We start from the raw sequence: 25,873 nt of genomic DNA on the forward strand, positions 1-25,873 counted from the left end.
GGGCTCATGCCGGCGATGACCGTGTTCGCCGCGGGGCTGAAGGAGGACGGTGTGAGAGCACCGAGCCGACGGCCGACCCCGAGCTTCCGCCGCGAGCAGCGGGACGGGCCGAGCAGACGATGGCCAACCTGCCGTACTTCGTCGGAAGCATCGTGCCCAGCTTCATGTCCTACACCCCTGACCTGCACCGACTGGAAGTGCTGTCGGACCGGATCACCTCGCCGGGGGCGACGACTCACACGGCGAACTCCCGTACCGTACGGCCGCGTTGCTGGCCGAGCGCCTTGGCGCAGACTTCCTGCACTTTGCCGGCGGTCACATCGGCTTGACCACACACCCGCCGAGTCCGCAGAACTCCCGAAGAAGGTTCTCCGCGCTTGACTGAACAAGGCCAAGGCGTCCCGAAACCGTCCGGAGCGGGCGGCTACCGAGATCCGCACACGGCTTGCCGGGACACCGGGCCGAAGCGCAGTACAGTGAACCGTACGACGTGGCGGCCCCTCGCGAGGAACGGCCGACCGGCGTCACAAGGGTTCCGCCGTCCTGGGAGCAGCGCCTGGGCCACCGGCCGTTGGCCTTGGTCCGCCGTGGACCGCGGAGGACTGTGACTGTGCACGACAGGACAGCGCTCTGTGCCACCGCGCGCACTGCCGTCTCTTCCACCGTCCGTGGGTGATGAGGTCCGGCCGCAGGCGGCCCCGAAGCGGAAATCGCCACCTGCACAAGAACCAACACGGACATCCGTCCCCGGCCAGCGCAAAAGATCTTGAGTTCAGGTCGAACTTTCTCGTTTCTCCTCGCGTCCAACTCCATGCAAGGCCCCGCACCGGCCCGGTGCCGCGTCTGTTCGGGGCGTCGAAGATGCACGACCCGGAGCGGTACGCGAGAAGAGGGTGAGCATGCGCAAGCTGGGGGTGTCAGTAATTGGCGGCCGCCGGCCTCCGCGGCTTGCCCGGATTCGGGGCCGGCGGCGGCCCGTTGGCTCCGCAGGGAACCTGCCTCGTTCGTTCCTGCGACGGTGTTGCGGATCTCCAGTGGGGGACCCCGGCGCCGCCTGCAATGACCTGATTCGTCAACACAGAAGCCCATGGGGGGGATTTACCTTGAACGACTCAACACGTGCTGCGTTAACGGCTCGAAGAGGAATGCGCGAGCATGCGTCGCGACGCCACCTCGGGAAGCGCCGCTGGGTCGCCGTGCTCGCCGCGGCGGGCTTCGTGGCCCCCGCATTGGTGGCCGTCGACTGGACCAGCCCGCCCGCTCACGCGGTGGAGCGGGACCGGGTGGCCGGGCAGTGGAACATGAACGGCGAGCGGGACGGTCTCGACGGGACGGTCCCGGAGTCGCGCTGGCTCACTCAGATCCGCCGGATGCTGAACGACGACGGCGTCGAGGTGGCATCCCTCCAGGAGGCCGGCAACGGTCCGCCGCCGTCGTCCCGCCAGAGCGACCGGGTCTTTCCGCAACCCGGCGTCACCGAGCACCTGTACAACATCGGGACGAACAGCCGCCCGGACATTGTGAACATCTACTGGGCCGACCCCGGGCAGCAGCGCAACGGTCTGGCGATCGCATCTCGCGAGACGGCGCGCGACGCCGTTCAGCTACCGGTGGGTGGCAGGTTCAACTCCCGGCCGATGATGGGCGTGCAGTTCGGCGAGACGTGGTATTTCAACGCGCACGCGCTGTCGAACGGCCCGAGCGCGCCCAACGATGCCGAAGACATCATCGAAACGGCCCGGCAGTTCATGGCGCGCTACCACCCCGGCCAGCATTGGGTGGTGCTGGCCGACTTCAACCGCAACCCCGGCCGGATGCCGGCCAACCTGCAAAATCACATCGTCGCCTCGAACCAGCCCACCCACCAGGGCGGTGGCGAGCTGGACTTCGCGTACATGGAGAACGCGAACAACTCCACCGTCAACGCCGTACGCGGTGGGACCAACTCCGACCACACCGCGTATGTCCGCTACCTTCCGAATCCGTACTGCGGCGGTTCGCAACTCGGGCGCCGCGCGGAAGAGGAGAAGAAGGGCGACCACCGTGATTCGGTGAAGCCTGACAGTCCCGGCGCAGGCGGGGCCGGCGCCGATCCCCGCGGGACAGTCCCAAGCCCGGGCGCAGGTGCCGGCGCGGCTCCGAGCGCACCGGCTGGTGGCTCCCCTGCCACGGGTATCGGGGACGCACCGGCTGGTGGCGCCTCTCCCACGGGCGTCGGGGACGCCGCCCCCAGCGGCAGCGGCGCACGGACTGCGGACACAGCTCCTAGCAGTCCCGATGCCGGAGCCGCCGCAACCGACTCCGACGCCCGCGACACGGGCACGGCGGAATCCGGCAAGAAGGACCTGGAGCGTCGAGCGGACTCGGCGGATCCCGAGGAACAGTGCTACACCCCTGTCCCCGGGAAGACCTACCGTGTCTTCCCCCATCACCTGGACAACGCCGTACTCGCGGACGAGGACCCGGAGGGGAACGCCGCACCGCCGACCGTGAAGAAGCCCTCGGGCAGCGATACCGAGGAAGTCCAGGTGCTCTTCAGCACCGAGCCTGGCCAGTATCTACTCGCCTTCAAGGACGGTTGGTGCCTCACCCGGTACGCCGGTCCGTCCAACGCCGTCACAGAGGTGCCCTGCGACCCGCAGATGGCCACTCCCTCCACGGCGCACTGGAAGTTCCACAAGGGGCAGATCGTCACCCCGGACCTCAGCGGCACGCTGCAGCCCAGCCCCAACAAACTGGGCGCGCCCCTGAAGACCGAAACGAGCTTCTACCAGTGGCGGTTCGAACCGCTCAGGTGAGTCGGAGCGACTGCCGCTGACCCCGGTGCTGCTGCCCTCAGCACCGGACGGCAGGGAGGGGGCCACCCGCGTCCGGGTGGCCCCCCTTCCTGTCTGGGAACCGCGGTCACTTGTCGCCCTCTGCCAGCCGACAGCAGAGGCGCGAGATCGTCCTGCGGCTGTCCGACCAGATTCGCCACCGTCTGCGACGACCTGCCGGGACAACCTGCCGGCCACCGGCATCGACGCGCACGCGTGCGCGCATCCGGGCATGAAGGCACCGATGGCTGCCGAGACCAGTGCCGGGCGCTGAGATTGTCACGGCGGTGCGGACGGCGCCGCGGCTGACGCCGTGGTCGCGGGCGAGGTGGTGAGGGAGCGGTCTTCCGGGGACGCAGTGCGTTCGTCCTTCGCGGCTGCCACAGCGGGGCGGCTTCCGCCCTTGCTGCCCTTGGCCTCGGCGGCGTGCAGTTCGTCGTAGGTCGGCTCGCGCTCGCGCTGGAGGCCGCGTTGGAGTTCGCCTGCGGCGGCGAGGGGCTGCACCGTGCACTTCACGGTGGACGGCAGCTCTCCAGAGCGCGGGTGGCGTGCGGTGAGGTCCATCGCGGAGGACGCGCTGTCGTGGATGCGCAGCGCGAGGCGGTCGCGGTGCGGGACGTCGAGCACGTCGAGGATGTGCTGGTTGCCGCGCACCAGGCGGACCTTCTCCGGAGATGCGCACGGTGTCGCCCGGCCGCGCGTGATCGAGGAGCACGCGCGAACTACGGGAGCTGGAGGGGGCGAAGACTGGCGGCCTCACCGTCCTCCTCGAAGACGGCCGGCTCCTCGATCCCGGCTTCGTCGAGGACGAGATTGTGCCGGGCGGTCGACTGCTGGTCGTGAGGTGGCCGGGACAGGCTCTGGTCGTGAGGTGGTCGGGGCAGGCTGCCGTCTGCCTTCGGTGAACACCGCCCCGAGCAGGCGCAACGGGCGTTACCGTCCAGTCTTATGACGACGATCACTACCCGTACGGTCGCATACCCGGCCGACAACCTGACGATGACCGGATACCTCGCGCTCCCGCCCGGCGCCCAGCGCCGGCCGGCGGTCCTGGTCGGACCCGAGGGGATAGGGCTCAGCGATGTCGAGCGCCGGCGGGCCGAGGCTCTGGCCGAGCTGGGCTACGTGGCACTGGCCTTCGACCTCCACGGCGGACGCTATCTGGAAGAACCGGAGGAAATGCTGGCCCGTTGCATGCCGCTGCTCGCCGATCCCGACCGCATGCGAGGAATCGGTCACGCCGCGCTCGACGTGCTGCGTGCCGAACCACGCGCCGACCCCGACCGGGTCGCCGCCGTCGGGTACGGCACCGGGGGTGCCATCGCACTGGAACTCGGGCGCGACGGCGTCGACCTGCGCGCGATCGCCACAGTCAACGGGCTGATCAAGGGCCGACCGGGCGAGGCGGCGCGCATCCGCTGTCCGGTATGGGCCGGGGTCGGGTCGGAAGACCCGATCATGGCGCCCGCGCAACGGGAGGCGTTCACCGCGGAGATGCAGGACGCGGGCGTCGACTGGCGCCTCGTGGTCTACGGAGGAGCCCTTCACGCCTTCCACCACCCACCGGTCGACCACACCGTGCGTCCCGGCGTCGGCTACCACCCACGGCACGCACAGCGAGCCTGGCGCGACATCATCGACCTGCTCGCCGAGTGCCTGCCCGCCACGGAGTGATCCGAACGCCTCCTGTCACCCACCCCTGCCCGCCGTTGTCGTCGTCGTCCTCGTCCAGCTCCGGGGCATCCGGGGCACGCGGGAGGGCAACAGGGCGCCGGCGGCCGGGTGGAGGCGGTGTAGCTGTAGTAGCGGGCAGGAGCAGGAGCAGGTTCAGGTTGCGGTGCTTGCGCGGGGAGAGCCGGGTGATGTCCTCGTCTCGGATCCCGTGGCCATCGGGGTGAAGCTGGGCGACTGCGGCGTCGACGTATTTCGTCGTCCGGAGCACGATGGCGTTGAAAACCAGGCCGAGCACGCTGAGCTGGTCCTCCGTCCCGTCGCGGTACTCCTGGCGGATGGTGCCGCGCTTGCCGTGGCACACGTCGCGGGCGAGCTTGTGGCGGGACTCCTGCACGGTGAGCTGCCGGTTCAGCTGCCGCCGGCAGGTGTCGTCCTCGGGCCGACCACGCGCAGCAGGGCGTAGGCGCGGGGCCTGGTTGGTGCTTCCACTCGTCTGTCGTTCTGCATCTCCACGGAGACCTTCGCCTGCGGCCATGGTGTTCGGTCGCCAGCCGAGCGGTCCGATGAGTTATAGAATGTGGAACTCATTATCGTTTATTGCCTGGCTGTGTCGCATCGGCGGCCGTGGGCGTGACTACAGGAGGGGCTCTCATGACGATGGGGGACCAGGTGCCGGAAGCCGGGAGAGTCGGCGCGGAACGGGATCGGTGCGTCGGGGCCGGGCAATGCGTGCTCGCCGCCCCGGCCGTCTTCGACCAGGACGAGCGGGACGGACTGGTGGTCGTCCTCGCAGAGCACCCGGCCGCGTCCCAGTCGGACGCCGTGCACGACGCCGTGCGGGCCTGCCCGTCCGGGGCTCTCATCTTCCGGTAGCAGAGGGCCGGACTGGTAGCACACAGTCGGCGCGGTCGTACGAGGCCGGACCGATGACGTCGAGGGCGCACAGCCCGTTCGCGCACGCGTCCGTCCGCCCATGCCCACCCGTCCGCAGGGTGGTGTTTCGCGTGCTGTGGACGTCTTCCCGGTGCTCGGTCCAGCTCAGCAGTACGTCAAGGCAGTACGCCAAGGCAGTACGTCAAGGAGAAGCAGGTCCGGACAGAGCGATCGCCGTGCCTTCCTCCGCCGCGGTGTGGCGGGTACCGCGGCTCTGGCGGTGGGGCCCGGCCTGCTGGCGGGTGCTCCACCGGCGGGACCGGCTCGGGCCCGAAGTCGGGACCGGGCTCCTCACCCCGCTCGGGCGGCACCCTCCGGGCCGCTTTCGTCGGGGGCGGCGCATCCGAGATGTTCCCCCTCTTCGACGGCCCTTCCGCACTGGATCTCGTGCGCGCCCGCGCCCGGCACGGTGCTCTGGACACCCTGGAACCCAGCGGGCCCGACGGGGTGCGCTACGGCGTGCTCAAGGGCATCGACATCTCCGATGACCTGTCGACGTATACGCCGCACATGCGGCCCGGCGTCCGCTTCGCCGACGGCTCCGAGCTGAGCTCCGTCGACATCCTGCACTCACTCACCGCTCTCGCGGCCAAGAGCAGACTCTCCGTGTACCGGCTCGTCGCCGCCAACTTCGACCTCGCCCGCCCGAAGCCGACGGCTACCTGAAGGTCGTTCTGCCCACCATGCGACGTCCCCTCGGTGCGGGGCGGGTGGCCGAGGACGGCCGCGTCGACCGGGTTCTGGCGGCCCCGGAGCGCCCCCTCACCAGGGAACTGGGTGTGCCCCCTCGCCAGGGAACTGTTCGCTCATGCCGGCGGTGCCGTCCTCGCCGTACCGGAGCAGCGGCGGGTGAGGGGCCTGCCACGGCCGGGAGCAAGAGCGCCCCGCTCACTGGGCGCTCCTGCTCCCGGCACGCCTTACGACGGGAGCAACCGCTCTGCCAGCGCCGCCTTGTCCACCTTTCCGACGGCGGTGAGCGGAAGACCAGGGACTTGGACGATCTCGTCGGGCGCCTTGTGCCCGGCCAGCCCGCGCTCCCTCAGATGGGCGGCGACCTCCCGTGCGCCGGGAGCCGCGCTCTCGCAGACGACGAAGGCGACGGACCGCTCACCCCACCGCTCGTCCGGCACACCGACCAGCGCCGCCGCCGTGATCGCCGGGTGCGTCAGCAGCTCCTCCTCCACCTCCACGGCGGCGATCTTCTCGCCGCCCCGGTTGATCTGGTCCTTGATCCGCCCTACCACCACGAGATGCCCGGTCGGCAGACGCCGTACCACGTCGCCGGTCCGGTAGTAGCCGTCCGGTGTGAACGCCGTGCGGTTGTACTCCTCGGCGCGGTAGTAGCCGCGCAGCGTGTACGGCCCCCGGGTGAGGAGTTCGCCCGCGATGCCGTCCGGCACGGGTCTTCCGTCGGTGTCCACCACGAGAACCTCGTCGTCCGGAGAGGCGGGCCGGCCCTGGGTGGTGCGGACCAGGTCCTCGGGGTCGTCGAGGCGCGTCAGGTTGATCAGGCCCTCCGCCATGCCGAAGACCTGCTGCACTTTCGCCCCGAGTGCCGGTCCCAGCTTGCGGGCGTGCTCCTCCGGCAGCCGCGCCCCGCCGACCTGCACCACCGCGAGACTGCCGAGGTCCCAGGATCCGGACGCGGCCTCGTCCATCCAGTGGGGGACCAGCGGCGGGGTGAGGGAGGTCAGGGTCACGCCCTCCCGTTCGACGAGGGTGAACGCCGTCTGCGGGCTGGGGTCCGGTGCGACGACGACGGTTCCCCCGGCCATGAGCGTGCCTAGCACACCGGGGCAGGCGAATGCGAAATTGAACCCGAGAGGCAGTACCGCCAGGTACACGGTCCGCGCGTCGAGCGCACAGATGTCGGCGCAGGCGCGGGCGTTGTAGGCGTAGTCGTCGTCCGTGCGCGGGATGAGCTTGGGCAGCCCTGTGGTGCCGCCGGACGGGAGCAGGAGGGCGACGTCGGAGGGGGCGGCCCCACCGTCGTCGAGGCCGGGTCTGGAGGTGGCCGGCGGGTCCGTGCGGAGCATGTCGAAGGAGACGAAGCCCTCGTCGGGTCCCGGGTCGCCGACCACCACGACGTGCCGCAGCGAGCCGTTGGGCCCCTGCTCCGCTCGTACCCCGCGCATCAGTTCCCGGTGGTCGAATCTGGCGTGCCGGTCGGGCACCACACAGGCCACGGCACCCGCCACGCGCACCAGGTGGCCGATCTCCCGGCTCCGGTGGCCCGGCATGGCGTGCACCGGTACCGCACCGGCCCGCCGCAGCCCGAACCAGACCAGGACGAACTCGGCGCGGTTGGGGAGCTGGACCACCACGCGGTCACCTCGTCCGATGCCCAGCCCGCGCAGTCCGTTGGCGATCCGGTCCGCCTCGGCGTCCAGCTCCGCGTAGGTCCAGCGCCGGTCCCCGTCGACCAGCGCGACGCTCTCCCCAAGGCCGGCTGCCCAGTGGCGCAACCGGGCTCCGAAGGTCACCCCCTGCCAGTGTCCTGCGGCTCGGTAGCGCGCCGACTCGGCCTCGGGCCAGGTCTGTTGAGTCTCGGGCATGGGGCTCTGCCTCTCGTCGCCGGGTCTCGGGGGGTGTGGCGCCGAGGCCCGTTGTGTGATTACGATGTGAACGAAAGAAATGATAATCATTTCTACGTAGGCTTCAGGGGCCGGCCCTCGCGCGCCGCAACTCCCGCCGCCCGCCGTCCTCGACGCGACCCCCCGCCCCATCCGACCGGAAGGCCCCTCAGTGAGCGATGAAGCAGTCGTCCAGGCGCGGACAGCGGAAAGCGACCCCCTCGGTCGTGACCCGCACGCGCCGACCGCGGTACGTGCGGCGGTGGCACGCGCACTGGAGCTGGCACCGGAGGAGTTGGAGGACGACCGAGACCTGTTCGAACTCGGCCTCGACTCCCTGACGTTGATGTCCCTCGTGGGCACCTGGCGGCGCGCGGGCAGCACCGTCACCTTCCAGGACCTCACGCGCGAGCCGACCCTCCGAGCCTGGACGGCCCTGCTCGAGCGGGCGCGGCGCGACGACGCACCCGCCCCCGCACAACCCGCCCCACCGGAGGTGGCGGCCCCCGAGGCGGATCCCGGCTCCTCCTTCCCGCTGGCCACGATGCAGCACGCCTACTGGATCGGACGACAGGACGGACAGCCCCTCGGCGGGGTCGCCGCGCACTTCTACGTCGAACTCGACGGCCACGAGGTCGATCCGTCCCGGCTTGAGGCCGCCCTGCGGGCCCTCGTGCGGCGGCACGGCATGCTCAGGGCCGTTTTCGACGAGGAGGGCCGCCAGCGCTTCGGCGCCGCGGGCGTGCCGCTCACCGTCCACGACCTGCGTGCACGCACCGCCGACGAGGCCGCGTCGGAGCTGGAGCTGCTGCGCGAGCGCAACACCCACCAACGCCCGGACATCACCGCGGGCGAGGTCTTCCGCGCGGCCCTGTGCCTGCTCCCCGACGGGGGGACCCGGTTGCAGATCGACCTGGACATGATGGCCGGTGACGCACTGAGCCTCCGGGTCCTCCTGTCCGACCTGCGCCGTTTCTACGAGTGCCCCGACGACCCGCCGCGCGAGCTGGGCCTCGACTACCGGCGGTACCTCGCCGAGCACGACGTGAGGCGAAGGGCCGAACGCGCACAGCACGCCGCCTGGTGGCGCGAGCGCCTCCCGGACCTGCCCCGCGCCCCGCGGCTGCCGACGGCCGTCGACCCGCTCACCCCGGTCAGCGCGGAGGACAGCACGCTCACCCACTCCCGCCGCCTGCACCACTGGCTCGGCCCCGCCGACAAGGCCGCGCTCATCGGCGCGGCCCGCCGGCACGGCATCACCCCCGCCGCCGCCCTGGCCACCGCCTTCGCCGAGGTCGTCGCCGCCTGGAGCGACAGCCGACGCTTCCTGCTCAACCTCCCGCTGTTCGACCGGGAGATGTTCGATCCCGAGGTGGCCCAGCTCGTCGGTGACTTCAGCAGCTCCGTCCTGCTCGACGCGGACATGAGCGCGCCGCACGCGTTCTCCCGGCAGGCCCGCGGTCTCCAGGAACGCCTGCAGGAGGCCATCTCCCACGGTGCCTACGGCGGCGTCGAGGTGCTGCGCGACCTCTCCCGCGCCGAGGGGGCCCCGGTGCTGGCTCCCGTCGTGTACACCAGCGCCATCGGCCTGGGCGAGATCTTCGAGCAGGACGTCCAGAAGTCCTTCGGCCGCCCGTCCTGGATCATCTCGCAGGGGCCGCAGGTCCACCTGGACGCGCAGGTCACCGAACTCGACGGCGGCCTCCTCCTCAACTGGGACGTGCGGGACGGCGTGTTCGAGCCGTCGGTACCCGACGCCGCGTTCGACGCCTACCGCCGCCTCATCACCCGTCTCGTGAGGGACCCCGACGCCTGGGAGCGGCCGGTGGACGGCCTGCTCGCACCCGGCGTCCTGCCCCGGCGCGCGGTGGCGGCCCTGCCTCCCGCGCCCGTCCCGGACCGCGCCCTGCACACCCGCTTCTTCCGGCTCGCGGAGGCCGAGCCGGGCCGCACCGCCGTCGTCCGCACCACGGGTGACACGCTCAGCTACGGCGAACTCGGCCGCACGGCACGGCGGATCGCCGCGCTGCTGCGCGCCCACGGCGTGGGGGAGGGGGACACCGTCGCGGTGACCCTGCCCAAGGGCGCCGACCAGATCATCGCGGTCCTCGGCATCCTGGCCGCGGGCGCGGCCTACGCCCCCGTCGGGGTGGAACAGCCCGCCGTGCGCCGGGCACGCATCCACGCCGTGGCCGGCGCGTCCGCCGTGCTCACCGACCGGGACCACGCCCACCTGTGCGCGGAAGTCTCCTCGGCTCCGGTGCTGTGCCTGGAGGACGCCTCAAAGGCGGAACCCGCACAGGTCGTCCAGCCGGATCCAGCGCTGCCCGCCTACGTGCTGTTCACCTCCGGCTCCACGGGAGCGCCCAAGGGCGTCGAGGTCTCGCACCGGGCGGTCGTCAACACCATCGAGGCGATGGAGGAGCAGCTCGGGCTCGGCCCCCGGGACCGCACGCTCGCGATCTCCGCGCTGGACTTCGACCTCGCCACCTGGGACATCTTCACCCCGCTGTCACTCGGCGGCCAGGTGGTCGCCGTGGGGCAGGAGCACCGCCGCGACGCCCACCACTGGGCGCGGCTGGTGCGCACACACGGGGTGACGCTGGTGCAGTGCGTGCCCGCACTGCTGGACATGCTGATGGCCGCCGGCGAGAACGACGGCCTCGGCGACTCCCTGCGCATGGTGCTGCTCGGCGGGGACTGGGTCGGGCTCGACCAGCCCCGCAGACTGCGGGCCCTCGTGCCCGGCTGCCGTTTCGTGGCACTCGGAGGCATGACGGAGGCCGCGGTCCACTCCACGGTGTTCGAGGTGGAGGAGACCGACCCGTCCTGGAAGTCCGTCCCCTACGGCGTTCCCCTGCGCAACATGCGGGCCCGTGTCGTCGACGGGCGCGGTCGCGACTGCCCCGATCTCGTCCCCGGAGAGCTGTGGATCGGCGGCCCCGGCGTGGCGATCGGCTACCGTGCGGACCCCGAGCGCACCGCGGAACGCTTCGTCGAGCACGACGGCGACCGCTGGTACCGCAGCGGCGACCTGGCCCGCTACCGGCCCGACGGAGTGCTGGAGTTCCTCGGCCGCGCCGACCACCAGGTGAAGCTCGGCGGCCACCGCGTCGAACTCGGCGACGTCGAGTCCGCCCTGGAGGAGGACCCCGCCGTCCTGCACGCGGTCGCCACCGTTCTCGACACACCGGCGCGGCACCTCGCCGCGGCCGTGTCCGCCCGCGGCGAGGCACCCGACGCGGAGAAGGTCCGCCTGAGGGCTGCGGAGCGGCTGCCCGCCTACATGGTCCCCGAGCGGGTCCTCGTCCTGCGCGACCTGCCGCTGACCGCCAACGGCAAACTCGACCGCGCCGCCGTCCGCCGGGCGCTGATGGAGGCCGCCGGCCAGGACGGACCGCGCACCATGGCGCCGGCCGGTCCCGTGGAGACGGCTGTGGCGGCCGTGTGGGCCGATCTGCTCGACGTGGCCGACGTGGGACGCGACAGCAGCTTCTTCCTGCTGGGCGGCGACTCGCTCGTCGCGACCCGTATGATCGGCCGGCTGCGCGCCACCGGATTCCCCGGCGCCCGCGTGGCCGACCTCTTCGCCCGTCCCGTACTCCAGCACTTCTGCGAGACGCTGCACCCCGCGACCGCCGCCGGTGAGCGGGCACCGGCCACCGGCCCCCTCCTCGTTCCCGACCCGGAGCACGCCCACGAGCCCTTCCCGCTCACGGACGTCCAGGCCGCCTACCACACCGGACGCGATCCCCGGTTCACGCTCGGCGGCGTCGGCACCTGGCACTACACGGAGTTCGACGGCACGGACGTCGACCTGGCCCGGCTGGAGCACGCCTGGAACACCCTCGTCCGTCGGCACGGCATGCTCCGTGCCGTCGTCGAGGACGGGCACCAGCGGGTCATGCCCGAGGTACCGCCGGTGCGCATCCCGGTGGCGGACGCCCGCCCCGGCGGCGCGGCCGAGGCCCTGGCCGGCCTGCGCGCCCGGCTGTCCCGCCAGGTCCGTGATCCCGCGCGGTGGCCGCTCTTCGCGATCGAGGCGGTGCGCTACCGCGAGGACGAGGATGCCAGCAACGAGGGCGGTGAGGTCCGCACCCGCATCGGCGTCGGTCTGGACTACCTGATGCTCGACGCGCTCTCGCTCACCACGCTCTACGCCGAACTGAACGCGCTCTACGCCGACCCGGGCCACGAACTGCCGCCCATCGACGTGACGTTCCGTGACTACCTGACCCGCCTGACGGCGGACCCGGAGTCGGACGCGCGAGCCCGCGCCCACTGGGAGTCCCGCCTCCTGGAACTGCCACCGCCACCCGCCCTGCCCTTCGACCGCGACCCCGCGACGCTCGGCACGCCGGTCTTCACCCGGCGTCGGCTCACCGTGCCCGCCGACGACTGGCGGGCCGTCAAGCGGGGCGCGGCCCGGTACGGCCTCACCCCCTCCACCGTCCTGCTCGCCCTGTACGCGGAGGTCCTGGAGAGGTGGAGCGGGAGCGAAGCGGTGACCGTCACGCTCACCCTCTTCAACCGGCGCGACGTCCACCCCCACATCCACCGGGTGCTGGGCGACTTCACCTCCCTGTCCCTCGCAGGCCACCGGCGCGAGGGCACGTCGTGGCTGGCGGCGGCCAGGGCGCTGCAACGCCGTCAGGCCGAGGACCTCGACCATGCCGACGTGCCCGTCGACTGGCTGCTACGGGAGTTCGGCCGCCGCACGGGAACGGTGGACGCCGCCGCCCCCGTGGTGTTCACCAGCGCCATCGGCGTCGGTGACGCGACGCTGGCCGCACCGGGCACCGGCTTCCCCGCCAAGGTCTGGGGAATCTCCCAGACCCCGCAGGTCTGCCTGGACAACCAGGTCACCGAGGAGTCCGGGAACCTGGTCGTCACCTGGGACGCGGTCGAGGAGCTGTTCGCCGAAGGCACCCTGGACGCGATGTTCGCCGCCTACGAAAGGCTGCTGCGGCACCTCGTCGCCGCCGACTGGGAGGCGCCTCTCCCGGATCTGGTGCCCGCGTCCCAGTACGAGCGGCGGGCCGCCACGGCACGGGAGGCCGCCCTCGAACCGGTGGCCCCTCGCCTGCTGCACGAGGCGTTCTTCACCCACGCGGCCACCACCCCCGACCGCACCGCCCTCGTCACGACGGCAGGGCAGGAGGTGACCTACGGGACCCTGGCCCGGCAGGCCCTGCGCGTCGCCGCGACGCTCGGCGACGCGGGCGTACGCCCGGGGAACCTGGTCGCGGTCACCCTGCCCAAGGGCCCGGAGCAGATCGCGGCGGTCCTGGGCGTCCTCGCGGCCGGGGCCGCCTACGTCCCCCTCGGCCTCGAACACCCCGCGGCACGACTGGAACGGGTGCACGCCACCGCCGGATTCGAGGTCGTCCTCGGACACTGGCCCACCAGGAAGGCGCCCGGCCCCCGCCGCCTGTCCTTCGCGGACACGCAGGACCATGAACCGCTGCCCGCGCCCCGTGAGGCGTCCCCGCGGACGCCGGCCTACGTGATCTTCACTTCGGGCTCCACGGGCGAACCCAAGGGAGTCGAGATCGCCCACGCCGCCGCCTGGAACACGATCGCCGACATCAACGCCCGGCACGGCATCACCGGGGACGACCGCGTCTTCGCCCTCTCGGCGCTGGACTTCGACCTGTCCGTGTACGACGTCTTCGGCCTGCTCGCCGCAGGCGGTTCCCTCCTGCTGCCCACCGAGGACGAGCGCCGCGAACCGGCCCGCTGGCCGCACCTGCTGGAGCGGTACGGCGTCACCGTCTGGAACAGCGTGCCCGCCCTGCTCGACCTGCTGCTCGACGCCGACGAACAGGGTGGCGGGGAAGGCGGCCGGATAGGAAAGCTGCGGACCGCACTGGTCTCCGGCGACTGGATCGGCCTCGACCTGCCCGCCCGGCTCAGGGCCCGGACCGCGCGGCCCTGCTCCTTCGTCGCCATGGGCGGAGCCACGGAAGCCGCCATCTGGTCCAACACCCTCACCGTCACCGATCCGGACCCCCGGTGGGTCTCCATCCCCTATGGCCGCCCCCTGACCGGGCAGCACTACCGCGTGGTCGACCGGGACGGCCGGGACTGCCCCGACTGGACGCCCGGCGAACTGTGGATCGGCGGCGCCGGGCTGGCCCGCGGCTACCTCGCCGACCCGGTGCGCACGGCCGAGAAGTTCGTCGAGCGGGACGGGCAGCGCTGGTACCGGACGGGCGACCTGGGCAGGTTCCGGGGCGACGGATTGCTGGAGTTCCTCGGCAGGCTCGACAGCCAGCTGAAGATCGCCGGCCACCGCATCGAGGCGGGAGAGATCGAGGCCGCCCTGGAAGCGCACCCGGCCATCGCGCGGGCCGCCGTCGTGGCCGTGGGGGAGCGCACCGCCAAGCGCCTGGTCGCCTTCGCCGTACCGCAGGGCCCCACCGCGAGCGGTGCCTTTGCCACCGAGCCGGTCCCCGCCGGATCCCCCACACCCGCCGAGAGCCCCGAACTCACCAGGGAACTGACCGGCCTGCTGGCGGAAAGGGTGCCGGCCTACGCCGTCCCGTCCCGCGTCCTTCTCCTGCCCACGCTGCCCCTCACCACGAACGGCAAGGTCGACCGGGGAGCCCTGGCCGGCATGGCGGGACCGCGGACGGTGCCCGCCGGCGGCGAACCGCCACGGTGCGGGACCGAAGAGGCCCTCGCCGGACTCTGGCACGAGTACCTGCCGCACTGGGTGCCGGACCGCAACGCCAACTTCTTCACCGCCGGCGGCGACAGCCTCACCGCGCTGCGCCTGCTGACCGCGATCGAGCGCCGGTTCGGGGCAACCGTGCCCGTCCGCCGCTTCTTCGCCGCACCGACCATCGCCGCGCTCGCCGCGGACATCACCCGCACGCTAGCGGCCCACGAGACCGCCTACGAGACCGGAGAGCTGTGAACATCGCTGAACTGCTGGCCCGTTACGCCGATGAGGGCGTGGTGCTGTGGGCCCAGGACGGACAACTGCGTTTCCGGGCCCCCCAGGGCCGGCTCACCGACACGCACCGAGCCGAACTGCGCACCCACAAGGACGCCATCCTGCGCCACCTGGAGGGCGGGGAACCGGCCCTGCACGGTGACCCCGACAACCGCCACGAGCCGTTCCCGCTGACAGACATCCAGGCCGCGTACCTCATCGGCCGCACCGACGCCTACGCCTACGGGGGCGTCGGCTGCCACGCCTACGTCGAACTGGAATACCCCGACCTGGACGTGGACCGTGTCACCTCCGTGTGGCGGGAGCTGGTGCGACGGCACGACATGCTCCGCGCCGTCATCCACCCCGACGGCTACCAGCAGATCCTGCCCGACGTGCCGGCCCTCGACGTCGGAGCCGACGACCTGACCGCGCTTCCGCCGCCCGGAGCCGAGGCGGAGCTGGAGCGCACCCGGGCGCGTCTGTCGGCACGTGAGGCACCCACCGACCAGTGGCCGCTGTTCGATGTGCATGTGAGCCGGACCGCGGAGCGAGCCGTACTCCACCTCTCCTTCGACATGCTCGTCGTCGACCACGCCAGCCTGCGCGTCCTGCTCGCCGAGTTCCACCGGAGCTACGGCGGCGCCGCCCTGTCCGACCCGCCGCGGATCTCCTTCCGCGACTACGTCCTGGCCCGCCGTGCCCTCGCCGACAGCGACGCGCACACCCGCGACCGCGCCTACTGGACCGAACGCCTCGATGCCCTGCCGCCCGCCCCCGAACTGCCCCTCGCCGAAGCCTGGGAAGCCTCGGTGAGCGGTTCCGGTCAGACAGGCAGCACTCCGGCTCCCGACGGCCCGGTGACGTTCCGCCGGCTGGAGTCCCTGCTGCCCGCGGCCGACCGGGACCGCCTCACCGAGCGGGCCGCGCGGCGCGGACTGACCGTGTCGACGGCCCTGCTCACCGCGTATGCCGAGACGGTCGGCCACTGGTCGCGCACCAGCCGCTTCACGCTCAACGTGCCCACCGTCGACCGGCCCGCCCTGCACGAGGACATCGGCCGCCTCGTCGGAGACTTCACCACGCTCGAACTCCTCGCCGTCGACCTCGACGCCCCGGCCACCTTCGCCGAGCGGACGAAGACCCTCGGGCAGCGGCTGCTGGAGGACCTCGCGCATCCGCTGTTCACCGGCTCGGAGGTGCTCGCCGAGCTCTCCCGCAGGGCCGGCGCGCCGGTACTGATGCCGGTTGTCTTCACCAGCGCCCTGGGCACCGGCGCCGCCTTCGAGGGGGTACCCCCCGAGGTGACGTACGCCGCGACCCGGACGCCGCAGGTGTGGCTCGACTGCCAGGTCATGCACCGCGGCGACGCCCTGAGCCTGTCGTGGGACGTCCGGGAGGGCGCGCTCGCCCACGGGGTCGCCGACGCCATGTTCGAGGCGTACACGGCACTCGTACGGTCGCTGTCGGCCGACGGCGAAGCCGGTGAGGCCGCCTGGGAAGCGCCGGCCCGCATCCCCCTGCCCGGCGCACAGGCGGCACGCCGACGCGCGGTCAACGCCACCGAGGGGCCCCTGCCGGACGCCCTGCTCCACGAACCCGTGCTCGCCCAGGCGCAGGCCACCCCCGACGCGATCGCCGTCCGGACCCCCGAACTCGCGCTCACCTACCGGCAGCTCGTGGCCCGCGCGAGCGCTCTCGCCGCGTCACTGACGGCATCCGGGCTGCGTCCCGGGGAACCCGTGGCCATCTGGGCGGACAAGGGCTGGGAGCAGGTCGTCGCGGTCTTCGGCACCCTCATGGCGGGCGGCGCCTACCTGCCCGTGGACACGGCCCAGCCCCCGGCCCGCCGGGACACGATCATCGCGGACGCGGGCGTCCGCACGGTCCTCACCCAGTCCTGGCTCGCCGGGATCGACGACCTGCCGGAGAACGTCGCAGCCGTCGCCGTCGACCTCCTCCCCGACGAGACCGCGGCCACGCCGGACGTGGTGGCCGGAGCCCGGCGCGACCCGGACGACCTCGCCTACATCATCTACACCTCGGGCTCCACCGGCACGCCCAAGGGTGTGATGATCAGTCACCGCGCCGCCCTCAACACCGTCGAGGACATCAACCGCCGCTACGGCGTGACCGGACGCGACCGCCTCCTCGGCATCGCGGGGCTGGGCTTCGACCTGTCCGTCTACGACCTGTTCGGACCGCTGGCGGTGGGCGCCACCCTCGTCCTGCCGGCGGCCGACCGGCGCGGCGACCCCTCCCACTGGGCCGAACTCGTCCGCGACCACGGGGTGACCGTGTGGAACTCGGTCCCCGGTCAGCTCCACATGCTGTGCGACTGGCTCAGCTCCGAGCCCTCCGCCGGCGGCACCTCGCTGCGGCTCACGCTGATATCCGGCGACTGGATACCGGTCGCCCTGCCCGACCGGGCCCGCGCACTCCTGCCGGGGCTGGAGATCGTCTCGCTCGGCGGCGCCACCGAGGGCTCCATCTGGTCCATCGCCCACCCGGTCGGCGACGTGGACCCGGCCCGCCCGAGCATCCCGTACGGCAAACCCCTGACCAACCAGACGTTCGCCGTACTCGACCGGCACCTGCGGCCACGCCCCGAATGGGTGCCGGGCGAGCTGTACATCGGCGGCGCCGGCGTCGCCCTGGGCTATTTCGGTGACGAGGAGCGCACGGCTCAGCGGTTCCTCACCGACCCCGCCACCGGGGGGAGGCTGTACCGCACGGGTGACCTCGGGCGGTACCTCCCCGACGGGACCATCGAGTTCCTGGGCCGTGAGGACGCGCAGGTCAAGATCCGCGGATACCGGGTCGAACTCGCCGAGGTGGAGGCCGCCGTACAGGCCCACCCGGCCGTCGCGGCGGGCGCCGTGGTGGTCGACGACTCCGCGGCGGGCGGACGGCGCCTGGCCGCGTTCGTGGAGACGGCCCGCAAGGACGACGGGACCACCGGCCGTTCGGGGGCGCCGCCCAGGGACGGCAACGATCCCGCCGCGGCGCGGCGGGCCCAGGCGCGTACGGCGGCCGCCGACGCCGTACGCGAAGCCTCCGCGGCCGTCGACGCCGCGCGGCTCACCGACTTCCTGACCGCCCTCGACGAGGTGGCGATCGCCGAGATGACGCGTGTCCTCACCGCCTCCAAGACGTTCGCCGGCGGTGCGCCGCGTACAGCGGAGGACGTGGGCACGGCCCTGCGCGCCACGCCCCGGCACCGGCACATCGTGCGGCGCTGGCTGCGCGCCCTGGCCGCCCGGGGCCGGCTCACCCACCGGGGCGCGGACGGCACCTACAGCGGCCTCGTCCCCGTCTCCGACACCGAGGGGGAACGCCGCTGGCAGCGGGCCGCGACGCTGGAGCGCGAGATCGGCTGGAGCACCGAGCTGCTCACCGTCATGCGCACCTGTGCCGCGCGGCTGCCCGAGCTGATCTCCGGCGAGACGGGCATCCAGGAGCTGCTCTTCCCCGGAGCGGCCACCCAGGCAGCGGACGCCGCCTACCGCGACAACCTCGCCATCCGGCACCTCAACCGGGCGGTGGCCGCCGCGCTGCGCGAGACCGCCGCCGGTCACACCGGCGAGGAGCGGCTGCGGGTCCTCGAAGTGGGCGGCGGCGTCGGCGGCACCACCGGCGAACTGGTGCCCGTCCTCGCCGAGTACGGCGTCGACTACCTGTTCACCGACGCCTCCGCCTTCTTCCTCAACGAAGCCCGCGAGCGCTTCGCCGACCACCCGTGGATCCGCTACCAGCGCTTCGACGCCGACGAGGACCCGCGCGCCCAGCACCTGCTGCCCAACAGCTTCGACGTCGTGATCTGCGCCAACACCCTGCACGCCGCCGCCGACGCGGACGCCGCCGTGGGCAGGCTGCGGGAACTGCTGGTGCCGGGCGGGCAGCTGGTGTTCGTGGAGAACACCCGCGACGAGAATCTCCCGCTGCTCGTCTCCATGGAGTTCCTGGAGGTCGCCGGCCGGACCTGGACCGATGTGCGCGAGCACACCGGGCAGTCCTTCCTGACCCGCACCCAGTGGCGCGAACTCCTCGTCGCCCACGGGGCGTCCGAGGTCACCTCACTGCCCGACGCCCAGGACGCCCTGGCGCTCACCGGCCAGGAGGTCTTCTTCGCCACGCTCAAGGACGACCGCCACCACGTTCCCGTGGGCGAGCTGGCCCGCACGGCGGCCACCAGGCTCCCGGAGTACATGCTCCCCTCGGTGTGGCAGGTCGTCGACACCCTTCCCCGCACGGCCAACGGCAAGACCGACCGCGCGCGTCTGCGGACCTGGCTGCCCCGCGAGAGCGCACCGGCCGTGGTGGACGAGCAGCCGAAGGACGAGCTGGAGAACAGCCTCGCCGAGCTGTGGGCGCAGCTCCTCGCGGTCGAAAGCGTCACCCGCAACGACGACTTCTTCGACCTCGGCGGAGACTCGCTCCTGGTCGCACGCATGGTCGGCCTGCTGCGCGAGCGCGTACCACGGGCGGCCGGCCTGGAGTGGGAGGTCGTCCTGCGCCACATGCTGCGCCGTCCCACCGTCGCCGGACTCGCCGGATTCCTGCGCGGCCTGGCCGGCGACGAGGACGTGCCCGCGGCGGACACCGTGCGCACGGACCCGGTGATCCACCTGCACGGCGCCCGCTCCGACGACGAGCCGACGACCGTCCTGGTCCACGCCGGAACCGCGACGATCATGCCGTACCGCGCGCTGCTCACCGAGATCAGGCGCCGCTCACCGGGCCTCGCCGAGGTCGTCGGCGTGGAGGTCCCGGACCTGAACCGGTTCCTCAACGCGCCACCGGAGGGACTCATCGAGCAGATGGCGGCCGACTACGCACGGGCCCTGACGGTGGACGGCCGCAGCCGCTTCCACGTGGTCGGCTACTGCCTGGGCGGCCTGATCGCCACCGAGGTGGCCCGCAACCTGGCCGAGTCCGGGGCCCAGGTGGAGAGCCTCACCGTCATCAGCAGCCACAGCCCCCGCTTCCGGCTCGACGACGAACTCCTCGCCGAATACTCCTTCGCCGTCATGATGGGCATCGACCCGGCCGACCTCGGCTTCCCCAGCGACCCGTACCGGGTGGCCGCGGCGGCCGACGCCGTCCTGGCGGCCAGCCCGGGCGTCCTGCCGGACGGCGGACTGGCCGCGCTGCCCGCCGAGTTCGAGGATGTCGCGGCCTGCTTCCGACGGCTGGCCGCCGTCGACCGGGCCACCCGTATCGCGCGGATGTGCGAGGTGGTGCCCGCTTCGGCCGGCACCTACCAGCCCGACCACATGACGCGGCTCTTCCTCGCCTTCCGGCAGAGCGTCTTCGCCATCACCCGTTACCACCCCGAGCCATACGCGGGCGACATCACCTTCCTGCGCCACGACGGCGCCTACCCCTTCCCCGGCAGCAAGGAGGCCGTCACCGCGTACTGGGAGGAACTGACCCTGGGAGACCTGGACATCGTGGACATCGGCGGCGACCACTACAGCTGCCTGTCCGTCGAGCACGCGCCCGGCATCCTCAAGACCCTCGGTGAGCTGACCCAGGGGGCGATCACCCGATGACCAAGCCTGTGATCGGGGTCCTGGGTGCCTCCGGGGCGGTCGGCCGGGCCGCCGTACGGGAACTGCGCGCGCTCGGCCACACCGGACTCCGCCTGGGAGGGCGGACCGCCTCAGCGCTGTGCGCGGTCGCGAAGGAGGATCCCGCAGGGCACGACGAGACAGTCCGTGCCGACGCGACCGCACCGGACGGCCTGCGCGCCTTCGCCGGGGGCTGCGACGTCGTCCTCAACTGTGCCGGCCCCACCTACCGGCTCCGCGCCACGGTGGCCTCCGCGGCCCTCGCCGCCGGTGCCCACTGCGTCGACGTCGCCGGGGACGACCCGGCCGCCGAGGACCTCCGCAAGGGCGGCGATCCGGCCCGCGACGGCCGCACCGTCGTCCTGTCGGCGGGAGCACTGCCCGGACTGTCGAGTCTCCTGCCGCGCTGGCTGGCCGGGCAGGGACTGGACAGCGCCGCCGCGCTGACCGCGCACTGCGGTGGCCTGGAGGCATGCTCGCCGACGGTGGCGCACGACCTGCTGCTCTCCCTCACCTCCGGGGGCGCGGACGGCGCCGCCTACGGCGAGGCGCTCGCGGCCGTGCGCGGCGGGCGGCGCGCGTCACGCGTCCTGCGCACGGCCGAGGACACGGAACACGAGGCGTTCCCCGGCCGGGTCGCCGTGCAGCCCTACCTCAGCGGCGAGAGCGAACGCCTCGCCACCGCCCTGGGCCTGGACCGGCTCGACTGGTACAACGTCCACCCCGGCCCCGCCGTACGCGCCCTGCTCAACCTCCTGCCGGGACGTCTCGCAGCCGGAGACGACCCGGACCGGCTCGCGGAGCGGCTGATCCTCGCCGCCGATCTCGACCTGGCCGGACGCAGGCCCTACTACGTCATGGACTTCGCACTGTCGGGCACCGCGTCAGGACGGCCGGCCACGGCGGGCGTGACCCTGCGCGCGGCCAGCAGCTACCGCCTCACCGCGGCCGTGGGCGCGCTCGCGGCGGACGCGGTGGTGCGCGGCGAGGTCCCGGCGGGCGTGCACTTCGCCTGCGACGTGCTGGACCCGGACGCCGTGGTCGGGCACCTGCGGTCACGTGGGGCCGCCGACTTCCGGCTCACCGGCGCGGCGGCCGGCGCCGGACAGGCGGAAGAAGGTGTGCTGTGAGCGAACCGTCGCCGCTGCGCGTACTGGTCTGCGGCACCAATTTCGGCCGCTTCTACGCCGAGGCGGTACGCCGGCGCCCCGGATACATCCTGGCCGGCATGCTGAGCCGGGGTTCGCAAGCGTCCCGGGCGTATGCCCGGAGCCTGGACGTCCCGTACCACACGGACCTCGACGACCTCCCGGCAGACATCGACGCCGCCTGCGTCGCGGTGAGTTCCTCCATCTCGGGCGGCCGGGGGACCGAACTGGCCAGAGCACTCATGGACCGGGGCATCCACGTCCTCCAAGAACACCCCGTCCACCTCACCGAACTGACGGAAAACCTCAAACACGCCCGTGAGCGGGGGGTGCAGTACCGCCTCAACACCCACTATCCGCACGTCGCCCCGGTCCGCACCTTCATCGAGGCGGCCCGCCGGCTGGTCGCACGGCAGCGGCCGCTCTTCGTGGACGCCGCCACCCCGGTCCACCTGATGCACCCCCTGGTGGACATCCTCGGCCAGGCGATGGGCACGCTGCGGCCGTGGCGGTTCGCGGACCCGGCGCCGCTGCCCGCAGGGATCGGACCGCAGCCGTTCCGTTCCCTGCACGGCGTGTTCGCCGGCGCGCCCCTCACCCTGCGGGTGCACCACCAGCTCGACCCCGCCGACCGGGACAACCACGCCCTGCACTGGCACCGGATCTCCGTCGGAACCGAGGGGGGAGTGCTCACCCTGGCCGACACCCACGGCCCCGTGCTGTGGAGCCCCCGGCTGCACATCGGGCGGGACGCGGACCGGCGGTTCGTCCTCGACGGTCCGGGCACCGGCGGACTGGGGCTCGCGACCACGACCGTCGTCGGCACCACGGGGTCCTTCCGCACGGTCTTCTCCGACCTGTGGCCCGAAGCGATCGGCACGGCACTCGACGGCCTCCGCGAGGCTGTCGCCCACGGCGGGGACGCCTTGCGCGCGGGCCAGTACGACCTGGCCGTGTGCCGTATCTGGACCGACCTCGCGGCCCGGCTGGGACCACCCGAGATCGTTCGGCCCGCCGCGCCCCGGCCCCTCGCGGTCAGTGACGTCCTCCCCACGCCGGAGGGGCTCACGCACGACACCGCTCCGCACCCGGAACCGGGCCCGCCTCCTTGCGGCCGGGCCGACGCACGTCCGGCCACCGCCGGGGAGCCGGCCCGCTCCTCACCGGAGCCGGCCCCGGCCCGGCCCGCCGACGCCGCCCCGTACTCTCCCTCTGCCGAGTTCTTCGACCTCTTCGCCGCCGAGCACACCGCGACCTCCAGCGCCCCCGCCGTCGCGGCCCTCCTCGCCGACGCCGATCTGAGCACCGGGCCGGTCGTCGACATCGGCGCGGGCACCGGTCTGGTGACCGAGGCCGTCGCCCGGGCCCGGCCGGACGCGGAGATCATCGCCTGCGAACCGTCGGCCGGCATGCGCGCCGTGCTCACCAGCCGGGTCTTCAGCGACGAGGATCTGCGAACGCGGGTCACCGTGACCGCGGACTCCGCTCCCGACCTGGACCTTCCGGACCGGATCAGTGCCGTCCTGCTCTGCGGCGTCCTCGGCCACCTCGACGCCGAAGGGCGGGCCAGGCTGTGGCGGCGGCTGAGACGGCGACTGGCACCCGACGGGCTCGTACTCGTCGAACTCATGCAGTGGAGAAGCCCCTCGGTCCTTCCCGAGACCCGGCTCGCCACTGCCCACGCCGGACGCCATCGCTACGAATGGTCCTTCGGCGCAGCACCCGAGGGGACACGGGACGGAGTGATGCGCCTGCACTCCACCTGGCGGGTCTACCGGGACGGCGCCACCCAGGCGGAACGCGAAGTGCGCGACTCCTACCGCTGGGTGCCCTTCGGCCTCGAGGAGGTGGTGGCCGAGTCCGGCATGGCGGCACGCGCGCTGCCCACCCGCCCCGGAGCACCCCCACTGGCCGTACTCACCCGAGAACCCGGCGGCCCCGACACAGCCGGCGGGCGGCAGCCGCCGCCCGCGCGGACCGCCTCCGGCGGCCCGGACGCCCCGCGCACCGCCCCTTCGCACGCCCCCTCCTCCAACGACGGCCAGGACACCCATGACACCCCCTGAGCACTCGACGGCGTCCCACGCCTCCGGCCACCCTCGCGCCAATGCCGCACCGGACTCCGCCACCCTTCCCCCGGACTTCCCGATCCGGCGCGGCAGCCCCTTCGCCGCGCCCGCACAGTACGCCGCCCTGCGCGCCCACGACCCGGTCGCCCGCGTCACCCTGCCGACCAGGAAGGAAGCCTGGGTGGTCACGCGCTACGACGATGTCCGCGAACTGCTCTGCGACCCCCGCGTCAGCGCCGACATCCGCCGTCCGGGTTTCCCGGCACTCGGCGAGGGAGAACAGGAGGCCGGGGCCAGGTTCCGTCCCTTCATCCGGACCGACGCCCCCGAGCACACCAAGTACCGGCGGATGCTCCTGCCGGCGTTCACGGTGCGTCGGGTCCGGGCGATGCGCTCGGCCGTGCAGGCTCGCGTGGACGAGATCCTGGACGGCATGCTCGCCGCCGGCGGCCCCGTGGACCTCGTCTCCGCGTACGCCAACGCCGTCTCCACCTCGGTGATCTGCGAACTGCTCGGCATCCCGCGCGAGGACCTGGAGTTCTTCCGGGACGTCACCCGGGTCTCCGGCTCCCGGAACAGCACCGCCGAACAGGTCTCCGCAGCCCTCGGCGGCCTCTTCGGCCTGCTCGCCCAACTCGTCACCGAACGGCGGGAGGAACCGCGCGACGACCTGATCTCCCAGCTCGTCACCGACCACCTCGCCACCGGCAACGTGACCATGGAAGAGCTGCTGTCCACCCTCGGCATCACCATCAACGCCGGCCGCGAGACCACCACCAGCATGATCGCCCTGAGCACCCTGCTCCTCCTGGACCGGCCGGAGCTGATGGAGGAACTTCGCCGCGACCCCTCGCTCACCCCCGCCGCCGTCGACGAACTCCTGCGCGTCCTGTCCGTCGCCGACTCCATCCCCCTGCGGGTGGCCGCCGAGGACATCGACCTGTCCGGCCGGACGATCCCCGCCGGCGACGGCGTCATCGCCCTCCTGGCCGGGGCCAATCACGATCCCGAACGGTTCGGCGAGCCGGAGCGGGTCGACTTCCACCGCACCGACAACCACCATGTCGCGTTCGGCCACGGCGTCCACCAGTGCCTCGGACAGCACCTGGCCCGGCTGGAGCTGGAAATCGCCCTGGCGACACTCATCCGCCGGGTTCCCACCCTCCGCCTCGCCGGGACCCGCGACGACATCGCCATCAAGCACGACTCGGCCACCTTCGGCCTCGAAGAACTGAGGGTGACCTGGTGACCGCGCCCTTCTCACAGAACGCGTCCTTCCCGCACTCCGCCCGGCCCTCCGCACGCGCTGCCCGGGCCGACAGCCCCTGGATCAGGCGGTGGAGCGGCCACTCCGCCCCCCGGTTCACGCTCGTGTGCCTGCCGCACGCGGGCGGCACCGCGGGTTTCTACCGGCCCTGGGCGGCACTGACGCCCCCGGAGGTCGAGCTTCTCGCCATCCAGTACCCCGGCCGCGAGGACCGCTTCGACGACCCCGGGGCGGCCGACATGCAAGAGCTGGTCGGCGCGGTGGCGGACGCCCTCGAACCCCTGCTCGACCGGCCGTACGCCCTCTTCGGACACAGCATGGGCTCCGCCGTGGCCTGGGAGCTGGCCCACCAGCTCACCGCCCGCTCGGCTCCCGGCCCGCGCCGGCTGTTCGCGTCGGGCCGGGCCGCCCCCGGCACCGCGGTGACCGGGCAACTGCACCGCCGAAGCGACGACACCCTCAGCGCCGAACTGGCTCGCCTCGGCGGCACCAGCCGGGAGATCCTGGACGATCCAGGGCTGCGCTCCCTGGTCCTGGCAGCCGTGCGCCACGACTACCGGATCATCGAGACCTACCGGCCGGCGGACCGGCCGCCGCTGTCCTGCCCCCTGCACGTCCTGACCGGCAGCACCGACCCCGAACTCGGCGAGGAACGCAGCCGCGACCGGGCAGGCGGCTGGGCGGACCTCACCACCGCCCGCACCGAGGTACGGGTCTTCCCCGGCGACCACTTCTACCTCACCCCCCGACGCCGCGAGGTCGTCGCCACCGTGCTGCGCAGTCTGGACCCCTCTTTGACCACCGGCGGCTCACACACCTGGCCCAGCACGCCGTGAACCGGGGCCGTACAGCCCCACCCGCACGACCCGCCACGCCCGCC

12 protein-coding genes and 1 pseudogene are annotated in these 25,873 nt (G+C 72.7%); 10 read left to right on the forward strand and 3 right to left on the reverse strand.

The features are described from left to right. The first annotated feature begins 1,145 nt into the window (after nt 1-1,145). Nucleotides 1,146-2,798 carry an endonuclease/exonuclease/phosphatase family protein gene (locus tag FM076_RS32395; RefSeq protein WP_173874374.1) on the forward strand — a complete coding sequence of 551 codons (1,653 nt, stop codon included), beginning with the start codon at nt 1,146-1,148 and terminating at the stop codon, nt 2,796-2,798. Nucleotides 2,799-3,095: 297 nt separating this feature from the next. Here the strand turns inward: FM076_RS32395 and FM076_RS34490 are convergent, their stop codons facing one another. After that, nucleotides 3,096-3,470 (reverse strand): hypothetical protein, encoded by a 375-nt coding sequence (locus tag FM076_RS34490; protein ID WP_243274703.1) that lies wholly within the window; start codon nt 3,468-3,470, stop codon nt 3,096-3,098. Between the two features lie 294 nt (nt 3,471-3,764). Between FM076_RS34490 and FM076_RS32405 the strand changes: the two genes are divergently transcribed. Further along, complete coding sequence (locus FM076_RS32405) at nt 3,765-4,490, forward strand: dienelactone hydrolase family protein (RefSeq protein WP_173874375.1); 726 nt, start codon at nt 3,765-3,767, stop codon at nt 4,488-4,490. Nucleotides 4,491-4,527: 37 nt separating this feature from the next. On the opposite strand, the pseudogene FM076_RS32410 reads toward FM076_RS32405, so the two are convergent. Next, a pseudogene (locus FM076_RS32410) lies at nt 4,528-4,929 on the reverse strand (Tn3 family transposase); the annotation flags it as partial. A gap of 212 nt (nt 4,930-5,141) precedes the next feature. On the opposite strand from FM076_RS32410, the gene FM076_RS32415 reads away from it, so the two are divergent. Then, nucleotides 5,142-5,363, forward strand: coding sequence for a ferredoxin (locus FM076_RS32415; RefSeq protein WP_173874377.1), 222 nt, complete (start codon nt 5,142-5,144; stop codon nt 5,361-5,363). A 408-nt stretch (nt 5,364-5,771) separates the two neighbouring features. After that, nucleotides 5,772-6,089 carry a hypothetical protein gene (locus FM076_RS34495; RefSeq protein WP_243274705.1) on the forward strand — a complete coding sequence of 106 codons (318 nt, stop codon included), beginning with the start codon at nt 5,772-5,774 and terminating at the stop codon, nt 6,087-6,089. Nucleotides 6,090-6,340: 251 nt separating this feature from the next. Here the strand turns inward: FM076_RS34495 and FM076_RS32425 are convergent, their stop codons facing one another. After that, nucleotides 6,341-7,978, reverse strand: a complete 1,638-nt coding sequence (locus FM076_RS32425; protein WP_173874378.1) for a (2,3-dihydroxybenzoyl)adenylate synthase — start codon at nt 7,976-7,978, stop codon at nt 6,341-6,343. 190 nt (nt 7,979-8,168) lie between these two features. On the opposite strand from FM076_RS32425, the gene FM076_RS32430 reads away from it, so the two are divergent. The 6 genes from FM076_RS32430 to FM076_RS32455 are packed head-to-tail and all read left to right on the forward strand — an operon-like array spanning nt 8,169 to nt 25,829. Continuing rightward, the gene (locus FM076_RS32430) at nt 8,169-14,918 is read left to right on the forward strand and encodes a non-ribosomal peptide synthetase (RefSeq protein ID WP_173874379.1); all 6,750 of its coding nucleotides are present in this window, start codon (nt 8,169-8,171) and stop codon (nt 14,916-14,918) included. After that, complete coding sequence (locus FM076_RS32435; protein WP_173874380.1) at nt 14,915-20,491, forward strand: non-ribosomal peptide synthetase; 5,577 nt, start codon at nt 14,915-14,917, stop codon at nt 20,489-20,491. Before FM076_RS32430 ends, FM076_RS32435 begins: the two co-directional genes overlap by 4 nt. Continuing rightward, nucleotides 20,488-21,639 carry a saccharopine dehydrogenase NADP-binding domain-containing protein gene (locus FM076_RS32440; RefSeq protein WP_173874381.1) on the forward strand — a complete coding sequence of 384 codons (1,152 nt, stop codon included), beginning with the start codon at nt 20,488-20,490 and terminating at the stop codon, nt 21,637-21,639. Before FM076_RS32435 ends, FM076_RS32440 begins: the two co-directional genes overlap by 4 nt. After that, nucleotides 21,636-23,723 (forward strand): Gfo/Idh/MocA family oxidoreductase, encoded by a 2,088-nt coding sequence (locus FM076_RS32445; protein ID WP_173874382.1) that lies wholly within the window; start codon nt 21,636-21,638, stop codon nt 23,721-23,723. The genes FM076_RS32440 and FM076_RS32445 overlap by 4 nt, the downstream gene beginning before the upstream one ends. Continuing rightward, nucleotides 23,710-24,975, forward strand: a complete 1,266-nt coding sequence (locus tag FM076_RS32450; protein WP_173874383.1) for a cytochrome P450 — start codon at nt 23,710-23,712, stop codon at nt 24,973-24,975. The genes FM076_RS32445 and FM076_RS32450 overlap by 14 nt, the downstream gene beginning before the upstream one ends. Continuing rightward, entirely contained in the window at nt 24,972-25,829 is an 858-nt protein-coding gene (locus FM076_RS32455) for an alpha/beta fold hydrolase (RefSeq protein WP_173874384.1), read from the forward strand. The genes FM076_RS32450 and FM076_RS32455 overlap by 4 nt, the downstream gene beginning before the upstream one ends. Nucleotides 25,830-25,873: the final 44 nt, after the last annotated feature.

The organism is Streptomyces albus subsp. chlorinus (assembly GCF_013302895.1).
GTDB classification, from domain to species: Bacteria; Actinomycetota; Actinomycetes; order Streptomycetales; family Streptomycetaceae; genus Streptomyces; species Streptomyces chlorinus.